Source organism: Okeania sp. SIO3B5, assembly GCF_010692555.1.
Lineage (GTDB): Bacteria > Cyanobacteriota > Cyanobacteriia > Cyanobacteriales > Microcoleaceae > Okeania.
The window spans coordinates 1-9728 of record NZ_JAAHHG010000388.1; the positions used below are offsets into that span (position 1 = coordinate 1).

Consider the following 9728-nt stretch of genomic DNA (forward strand, 5'->3'; position numbering starts at 1 on the left):
GTTTTATAATAGTCTAGGTCAAGTATTAACTGAACAAGGAAATTTTGATGAGGCGATCGCCAGATATCATAAGGCTATCAACCTTAATCCAAGCGGAGCAGACAGCTACTTGGAGTGTTGTGTTGCGTATATTTACAAAGGGGATTTAAGCCATGCTAATCAGTATATTGAGCAAGTTCTAAAATTATCTCCAACGACTCTCAAGGGAAGCTTTTACCACGAGTTTCTTAAAGCAACAGACAAATTAGCTGTTAAAACAAAAATTGATCTTGAAAAAGACCTATTGAGTATTTTAGAAGCCAAAGAAAACCAGACCATAAATGGCGTTTGTTATAGTAAAAGTGTTCGCAGGATTTTGAAATTAGTTGAGGACTACCTAAGTCAAGTTAGCGATAAAAATGAGCTACAAAGTGTTAGTTTCCACAGAACTCATAGATGTCTCAGTGAAATGATTTTGCCGGGGGGAGACTACTTAGATATATTAAAACAATTGCATTTTTGGTTGAAGCCTAATACTTACCTCGAAATAGGTATTAAAAAAGGTCATTCTTTTCGTCTGGCTAATCCACCTACTATTTCAATTGGGATAGATCCTCAACCGAAGTTAAGGAAAACTCCACCTTGTGCAAAAGTTTTTGCTGTGACTAGCAACGAATTTTTTCAAAACTATAGTGTTTTATCAGAGTTGAAAAATCAAACAATAGACTTTGCCTTTATAGATGGATTGCATTTGTTTGAGCAGTCTATTCAAGATTTTATAAACTTAGAAAAGTACAGTAATAAAAAAACAGTAATATGCTTCCATGATACTTTACCCCTCGATAAGATAACATCCAATAGAGATTTTTCAACTATGTTTTGGAGTGGTGATGTCTGGAAAGTGGTTCCCATACTAAAGCAATACAGACCAGAATTAGAAATATTCACAATACCCACTAAACCAACAGGGTTGACCATAGTTACTAATCTCAATCCTGATTCTACATTTCTATCTGACCATTATGACAAAATTATCAATGAATACATGAGTAAGGAATGGATAGATAATTATGAGTTACGTTATGCTATGCTTTCCGTTTTTAACAATAATTGGAATCAAATTAAAGCGAGGTTAGGAGAAAGTTTAAATCGCTAAAGAGCCTTAGTTTAAAAAAAAAAAATTATTCTCTAAACGCAAACTTTGACTCATAATTATTAACATAAATACTTTGTAATTTAAAACAGCTATAAAAAAATATGAACGCAAAAGAAGATACCAAAATTATTTGGGTTGTCGAACAAATTAGCGAAAGAAATGCGGGCTATACAATAAGAACTAAACCTATTACCGATGCTCTTAACAACTACGGCTTTTCAGTCAAAATTATAGAGTTATCAGATTTTATAGCAAACTACCAAAAACTAAAACCAAGTTACCAGATGGTGGTATTTTCTAAGCTATATAACGATCTGGCACTACTATTAGCTTATGACCTAAAAAAATCCGGCAAAACCCTAATTTTCGACTTATTTGACAACTATTTAACCTACTCTCCCACTTCCTTAGCTAGAGGTTTACAAAGAAGAATGGCAACTATGGTCTCTTTAGCAGATGGTGTAATTGCTTCTTCTGAAAACATGAAAGAGGTAGTCCATAGATTAGGGCATCAAAATGTCATACATATCGGCGACCCCATTCAAGCAAATTCAAATAACGACGGATTCCTCAAGAAATGGTCTTCATTAAATGACAAGTTAATATTTACTTGGTTTGGAATTAGTGGTAATCCTTTTTATCGAGCCGGATTAATAGATTTAATTGAATCTGTCCGTAGAATTGCTAATTTGTTCCGACAATTAGAGCCAATTTATCAATGTAAATTAGTAATATGCACTAATGATAATCCCGAAATCGTTAAAGTTTTGGAAGTTATGAGAAGTCATTCAATACCCACCTACTTTCAGCTTTGGGAACCAGATTCTTTTGAGGTACTGATGTCGGAAACCCATTGTGTATTAATTCCTACTAATAACAGCCCTTTTGTGATTGCCAAAACCCACAACAGAGCTTCAACAGCACTAATGTCAGGATGCTTGGTTCTCGTTGACGATCATCCTGAGTATAACAAATTGCTTCCCTACGTTTACCAAAATTGGTCAATCTTTGCATCCGATATATTAAATCTTAAGGGGGAACAGATTATTGGGAAACTCAAAAAGGCTCAGGAGTTTTTAATCTCTGCATATTCCACAGAAAAGTTTGCTAGCCAACTAGCTACTTTTTTGGGTAATGAATTAGTTAAAAGCAGAGAAAATAGTAATTCCAACAACTCTTTGGATAGTAATTTCTTGCCTGTATTTTTAGTAGGTAAAAATAGTGGTGGTCCTAAAATCAAACTAGCAAGAATGTTAAATTATTTATGTGTTGGTTCTAAGTTAATTCGTCCTACCCTTAACTACGATATTGAATTTGGTATTAGCAACTATGGTGATTTTCTAGAAATAACTTTTAATAAAAAAGGGATTAAAGATTGCTTACCAAAAATACCGTCAAACTATGAGATTTTGAGGAAGGAAGCAAAATTAATTAAAGTAGTTATGAGAGAGCTGTCATCTGACAATCAAACTAAGTTGATGCAGGTAAAAAAATACCAAAAACTCAAAGAATCATGGGTAGATTATGAAAATAAGTTTTATCAATATATGTTTAGCCTAATCATTGGATTTCTTAGAGAACTTGGGTATAGTGAATTGTTCTTTAATGAAGAAGGGGTAGAGGATATTATTTACCCAAATTTCAGCGATCAAGAACTTGATATATACGAACGACTCAAAACAGTAATGGTCTGAATCTTGATTTGTTACTTTCCAATGAAGCGTGCTATCGTGATTCTTTAGTATTGCTCAAATCAAGTAAAAAACACCCAGGAACACAAAAATGAAAATTCTATCCGGTAATTTCCTTTCACAAATTGTCGCTATTTTTAAACGGGCAAACCGACAGCAATTGGAAAAATCACAAATTATTGCCGAATTAATGAAAATTTGTGAAGAATCAACTATTCAAGTAGATTTAGACTCCAAACGTTTAAAAAAGCCTTCTACAATAGACCAGTCTATTATTCAAAAACAACGCCAGTTTGACCCAGAATCTTTAGATACTCTTAACTGTTTACTACCTTGGTCAAGTTACAATTTACTAGAAGATTCAATGATTTTAGGGAGTGCTTATACTTCCCAAAAACGTTCAGCACCTCATAGCATTCCTGATAAGCACATAAATGTTCTGCAAAAATACTGCGATTTAAGGGAATGTAGTGCCATAGAACTTGGCTGCTTTGAAGGACATTATACGGCTTCCTTGGCAACCATTTGTAAAAAGGTATATGGTTTGGATTCTCGTATTGAAAATGTTATTAAAACTTTAGTTCGCTGTTGGTTTTTAGGTTTAGAAGACAAAGTTTATGTGGACTTAATAAATTTAGAAACAGATAACTTAGTTAATTTTTATCAAGCAAGATATCAAGTAGAAAAGATAGATTTAGTTCACCATCGTGGGGTTTTATATCATTTAGCTAATCCTGTTGCTCATTTGATTGATGTTAGTAAGTTATGCAATAAATATTTGTATCTTCACACTCAATATGCAACCCACGAGCAAGCTGCCACAGAATATGAATCACCATTGGGGAAATATAAAGTTTTTGCGTATAAAGAAAAAACTATTAACTACGCTCCTTTTGCAGGGATGGTGCCTCAAGCAATTTGGTTACAAAAATCAGACTTATTTCGGATACTCAAACAGTTAGGATTGACACAAATTAAGGAAATTTCAGATACTCAAGAAAGAAATGGCGCTCGTATTGAATTAATTGCTGCTAAAACAGGTGTTAAACTGAGGTAAGAACTGTCAGTTGAGGCTGAACCCAACTCTAGAGAGGGAAAATGTCTCCATAAGGATGAGTTTATTCGGAAATGTAGCGAATTACTTGAACAATTATTTCATGAACAAGAGAAAACTAGCCATAACCCTGATACAGCAGATTTCGGGTAAATTATGAAAACATTATAGTGCGCATCTTGCTGTTATTTACCCCCGATAGGTTACCTGATAGAGTCGCAAAGTACTGTATTTTATTAATTTTGGTCTTTGTGATTATTACCTATTTCAATACGAATTAAGCTATAGTTTTTCGGTAATTTAGCTTCGTCACTATCAACTTTGTGTATAGTACAGTCAATATTATTTTCAATTAAAAAATTGCTATTACCAAGTTTATTCAAAGTTTTTGACGAATTTGGGAAAACAATTTGCATAAAACCTCCTGGTTTGAGCAGATCGCAAGCATCAATTAAAAACTTATCTATGTTTTCTATCTCAGTCAATGGTTCTAATGGTTCTAAAAAGTTACCCATATCGACCATTAAAAAGCTTTTTTTACTAATTGGAGGAACATTTATTTCACCTCTCATCTGAATAAATAATGTGTTTGATTCCTCTAGATAAAAACTAGCTCCTAACCCCTTCCGAACAATATAAACGCCAGCCTCTTTAACTTTTGGTATTTTAGAAATAAATCGCAAAGGAAGTCCTGCGCGAGTAATTTCGTCAAGAATAGTTCCAAAAAAGCTATCAAGTTTATCGTAAGTATATTTTTCGATTTTTATCGGGTTAAAGTCCATCAGTTTTCTAGGAGAAAATTCAAGAACTTTATTTTTGGTATATATTAAACAATTGCTGATTTTATTATGTTGATACATGACAGGTTGGCAATTCCAGCCCTCATTGATAAATTGCTGCTTTATTGCGCTCCTATCAACGCTGTAGTATGACTTTGAAAACACCTCATCTCGATTTAACTCACGGCCAATCGATTTTTTAGTCATTACCCATAATTTTTTCTCGATAAAATATACAATTCGACGATAAGTAATATCTAATACTCTGAATCCATTACTTTGAGCAAAAGTAACAATTTTCTCAAGCTCTTTTGAGCGAAACATTAAAAACCAAAATCCAGCTTCCTTTAAAATATAAGGTTTGTCCTCTTTGGCTAAATTAGCAATCTCTTCTGACAATGCTTTTCCCTTATTAGCAATACCATGGGTTTGTGTCCAATTTGTTGAATCAATCTGTAACGAACAAACCATGACTTCATGGCAATTTTTCAATATTGAGAGTTGTTCATCAATAGTACCAATGGGAATCTCAATATCTCCATCAGAAGCTATTATGTAATCATAGTTGTTGTAATCAAGCATTTCTGTAGAAATGGCATGATCGAAAGCATTATTTGTAATATTATTAAGAAACTTAACGTATTTGAAAATTATCCCTTTATTAGCTAAATCAGATAAGTATGGACTAAGTTCTGACTCTGTTGCTATTGAATAATTTTCTACTACATAAATATCTAGTTCAATCCTTTCAGAAATGCGATGTTTTTCTTCAATTACCGATTCAAGGCTGCGAGAAACAACCTTAATATTTAAAAATGCCAGAAGGATACAGGCTATTTTTATTTTGTTATCACTATTGTTTTTTTGTTTTTCAGAAATCATAATCTTCTCAATTTGTAATATAGGCATCTGCAATAATTCACCTAAAACTCCTGTAAAAGGTTGTTATGTTTTAACTTTCGGAGAAGTCTAATGTAGACTTGTTCTGTAACAGTCTTGCTATTATTGATTTAGACTGGAAAGAAAAGCTTTTTCTAGTTCGAGAAGATCGCGCTTACGTTTTTTAACAAACTTAGCTGGATAACCTAAATAAATACCAAAAGCTTTGCAATTTTTTCTGACTAGACTAAGAGCACCAACAGCAACTCCTTCCTCTAAAGTAACTCCAGGAAGAATTACAGTTCCAGAACCGATAATTACATGTTTCCCTAAATAGACATCACCATGGGTAACACCTGCATATTGACTAGGTATAGTAGGGTTAGTCATAGTTGCACCAGAATAATCATCATTACTAGAATAAATCGATACTCGCGACGAAAGACCAGAAAAGTCAGATAAAGTAATCTTTCCAGCACCTATCAATGATGAATATACTGCAATATGAACATGATTGCCAATAAAAATACCCCCTTCACCAGCGGATAGTACACAAAAATCATCAATTCGTGCAGAATTACCTATAGAAATATTAGCACAGTTGTAGAATGAAGCCTTATCAGAGATAGTGACATTTTTTCCTATGGAAGCAAACCCCATAGATTCAATAACCGAAGGTTCTAATTTTGCCATAATTAATTATTTTTTCTTTATTAAATCAACAATAAATAACTGTTCATCTTGGGTTAACGCTGGATAAATTGGTAAACAAAGAATTTTAGAGGCAACATCAGTCGCTACGGGCAAGTTACTCCGATTTGCAGATGCCAAACCTTTGTACATGGGAAAATCAGAAATAAGGGGATAAAAATAGCGACGAGAAAAAACATTTTTTTCTTTAAGCTTGTCATATAAACCATTTCTACTTAGGGGATAATCTGCTTCCACCATAATGGGAAAGTAGGAATAGTTTGAACTTTGTTTGCCATAACCTCCTAGACAACTTATCCCCTTTACATCTTGAAGCAATTTACGATATAAAGTATCTATTTTTTCTCGTTTACTTAAAGCTTCATCAGCATATTTTAATTGTAATAAACCAAAAGCTGCATTGAATTCGCTCATTTTGCCATTAATACCCGTAGCAACAACGGTCACTTCATCTACAAACCCGAAATTTTTTAACCTGTCTATACGCAACTTGGTTTTAGCATCAGGGCAGACAATTGCTCCACCTTCAAAAGTATTGAATACTTTAGTCGCATGAAAACTAAGTACAGATAAATCTCCATAATTAAGAAGACTGTTTTCATTAATTTTGACACCAAAAGCATGGGCAGCATCATAAATAACTTTAAGATTATAATTGTCAGCAATCTTCTGAATAGCTTCTACATCACAAGGATATCCGTAACAATGTACTGGTAGAATTGCTGTGGTTTTGGGGGTAATAGCTGCTTCAATTTTAGCAGGGTCAAGATTTAGTGTATGGGGATCGACATCTACAAACACAGGTTTAATACCATTCCACAAGAGGGCGTGAGTTGTGGCTACAAAAGAGTATGGAGTAGAGATAACTTCACCTGTAATGCGTAAAGCTTGAAGTGCTGTAACTAAGGCAATAGTACCATTGGTAAATAGGGCAATGTGATTAACGCCTAAATATTCGCAAAGTGCTTGCTCCAACTGCTGATGAAATTGACCACTATTTGTGAGAATTTGACTATCCCATATTTTATTCAAATAGGGCATAAATTCTTCCAAGGGTGGTAAATAAGGTCGGGTTACAAAAATCGGGTTATTCATAAAGACTTTCTTTTTTCTATAAAGTCGGCTGTTGCTTTTAAATAATCTATTGGTTTCTTAGTTATTTTACTAACCGCTAAGTCTAACAAAGATAACTCTACGTTACCACAAAAATCTGCAATTGATTTAACAACTTCTGGAGTTAATATCATTAGCTTTTCATAATAAACAAGTAATTCAAGAAATTATATCTGGCTATAAAATCCCAAAAGCCTTGATATAAGATAATTTGTACCATTAAAACTAACTGTATTTTTAGCCAAAAATGAGAGCTGGTTATACAATACTTTGGAGTAAGAATTAGTAGACATTGAAACGAACTCCCAAAAAGAGTTAACATTACTAACCAAGGGCAATAAAGGATAATTTATTGTATCAACGCCAAAGTCATCAACCGTCCAAATACATACTGGAATATTACACAAAATTGCATCCAAAATAAAAGTTGAAGGCGGACTAATTATTCCTTGAAAAGAAGATAGTCTGGAAATTGAAAGCACATCATTGTAAAATGTAATTCCTTCAAAAATTTTGTTTACTTCTAACCATCTTTTACCCGGATGACACCTCACAGTCAATTCAACTTTAGAAGAAGAGTTAAGATAATCAATAAATTGTAGATATTTATGAACTGGAGTTTGGTCTTTAAAACGAACGGAGTGAAGATTTTCTCCAAGCAAAAGCTGAAATTTATTGTTTTTTGTTTCAACAATACTTTGGGAATTAGTTAAATTAGGATCGTGAAAAAGACTTCTGTATTGAAAGGAGTCATTAGCAATAGATTTAATGACTCCTACAGGAATACACTTGTTAATTTCAGTAGGGTAAATATTACTATACTTTGATGGATGGTTCCAAGTAAAGATGAAATCAGATGCAAATCTAACACCATCAGGCAACTGAAGATTATGTGCTTTATGATGGTTTAAGCCAACATTTTCATAACCATGTTGAACAGTTAATTTGAGTACGGACGACCCTAATATTTTGCAGACAGTATGACCAAAAGAATGTCCTGAAACTGATGACTCGGAGGATGTAAAAAGCACATCATTTTTTTTAAAGAAATCAATTACTTCGTAAGGTGTCTCGACAGGATAATAAGCAACATTTAAAACTTGTAAAACAGTTAAATAAGAATTAGTGATAGGAAAAGAAGAAAACCTTTTAGTAAATAAAACCTTGATTTTGAAGCCATGAAACTGACTAGCTATAGTCTTAATAATCGGAATCAGAACCTCAAAATCTTGAATCAAATCCAAAATAAATATGCAACTAGGATTGTTTTTTTGGGAAGAAAGAGCAGCTTTTTGCCACAAACTACCTGAAATACTAGGAAAATTAGTTAAACGCTCCTTACTACTAACAGTAAGCTCAAAAATATCAATGAAAGAATAATTTTGAGGATATGTATTAGCTGAATCAAACGAATGGTTGAAGAAAACTTTATAACCTAAGCAGTCAAGTTTTGCCCACAACAAACTCTGTTGATTAGAATATTCTCCGAGAAGCACCTGACGATTGAAAAAAATAATCAGAGTATGTCTTTTTAGCTCAATTAATAGATTCTCTGCGATCGCATCACAGCAAATAAAATTTAATTCTTGATTAAAACTAATAAATTTAATAGATAAACCTACTTCAGACTTCAAAAAAGGCTCTAAAAACTCAACAGTTGAATATATTTTTCCTGGCTCTAGAGGAAAAATTACTGAAAATTGAGATAGCCTATGAACCAAGTCTAAAAAATCACTTGATTCAATAACAAGGTTGTGGTAAATTCCTGTTGCTTGTTTGTTTTTTATGGTGGTTGATGGACTCATACTGGGATAGCGACCTTAGTTAGTAATTATATCAACGGGTAAAAGTTAGTTGGTTTGGTAATAAGTCCTAAATTTTTAATTGAGGAAAGTAATCTTAATGACGCTGGATACTCACTTGTGTCTGCTCGCGAAGCTCTACCATTATGAACTGCGATGCAGTCATTAACAATAATATGATTCAAACCGTCTTGAATTGCCCGGAGACAGAAATCAACATCGTTGTAATCTGTGGGAAAGTTTACGCCATCAAGACCATTTAAAGACCAATAAACCTGTTTAGGAATAAATGCCAAAGCAAAAGTATTGCCCAAACATAAATAGTTTTTATCCGACAGAAAATCGGGGGGCGCATATTCACCAACAATTCCACCTCCAAAAGGAGCAGTTTGTTTAGGTCTAAAAAACATACCAGCAGACTTAAGAGAATAGGAACCAGAAGGCTTTCTAGCTAAAACTTTACAACCTACCGTAGCAACCTTTGGTAACAAACAGTAAGCTGAAAGTTTTGATAATAAGTCTTCAGAACCAAGTACCACATCATTATTCATTAACACCAAGAGA

9 protein-coding genes are annotated in these 9728 nt (G+C 33.4%); 3 read left to right on the forward strand and 6 right to left on the reverse strand.

Annotation, left to right across the window (positions count from 1 at the left end):
* The 3 genes from F6K54_RS32835 to F6K54_RS32845 form a co-directional block, all read left to right on the forward strand.
* Window positions 1–1135: tetratricopeptide repeat protein (locus F6K54_RS32835; RefSeq protein WP_293087428.1), on the forward strand; the 1135-nt coding region annotated here is incomplete at its 5' end.
* 101 nt (window positions 1136–1236) lie between these two features.
* Entirely contained in the window at window positions 1237–2829 is a 1593-nt protein-coding gene (locus F6K54_RS32840) for a hypothetical protein (RefSeq protein WP_293087430.1), read from the forward strand.
* A gap of 88 nt (window positions 2830–2917) precedes the next feature.
* Window positions 2918–3883 carry a hypothetical protein gene (locus F6K54_RS32845; RefSeq protein ID WP_293087433.1) on the forward strand — a complete coding sequence of 322 codons (966 nt, stop codon included), beginning with the start codon at window positions 2918–2920 and terminating at the stop codon, window positions 3881–3883.
* Window positions 3884–4116: 233 nt separating this feature from the next.
* Here the strand turns inward: F6K54_RS32845 and F6K54_RS32850 are convergent, their stop codons facing one another.
* The 6 genes from F6K54_RS32850 to F6K54_RS32875 all read right to left on the reverse strand — a co-directional run.
* Window positions 4117–5568 carry a hypothetical protein gene (locus tag F6K54_RS32850; RefSeq protein WP_293087435.1) on the reverse strand — a complete coding sequence of 484 codons (1452 nt, stop codon included), beginning with the start codon at window positions 5566–5568 and terminating at the stop codon, window positions 4117–4119.
* A gap of 93 nt (window positions 5569–5661) precedes the next feature.
* Window positions 5662–6231 carry an acyltransferase gene (locus F6K54_RS32855; RefSeq protein WP_293087438.1) on the reverse strand — a complete coding sequence of 190 codons (570 nt, stop codon included), beginning with the start codon at window positions 6229–6231 and terminating at the stop codon, window positions 5662–5664.
* Window positions 6232–6237: 6 nt separating this feature from the next.
* Window positions 6238–7344: a DegT/DnrJ/EryC1/StrS aminotransferase family protein gene (locus F6K54_RS32860; RefSeq protein ID WP_293087440.1), complete on the reverse strand. Its 1107-nt coding sequence runs from the start codon at window positions 7342–7344 to the stop codon at window positions 6238–6240.
* Window positions 7341–7496, reverse strand: coding sequence for a hypothetical protein (locus tag F6K54_RS32865; RefSeq protein WP_293087442.1), 156 nt, complete (start codon window positions 7494–7496; stop codon window positions 7341–7343). Before F6K54_RS32865 ends, F6K54_RS32860 begins: the two co-directional genes overlap by 4 nt.
* A 33-nt stretch (window positions 7497–7529) precedes the next feature.
* Complete coding sequence (locus F6K54_RS32870; protein ID WP_293087444.1) at window positions 7530–9167, reverse strand: hypothetical protein; 1638 nt, start codon at window positions 9165–9167, stop codon at window positions 7530–7532.
* Between the two features lie 26 nt (window positions 9168–9193).
* Window positions 9194–9728 (reverse strand): glycosyltransferase family 2 protein (locus F6K54_RS32875; RefSeq protein WP_293087447.1); only part of this gene is annotated, 535 nt, incomplete at its 5' end.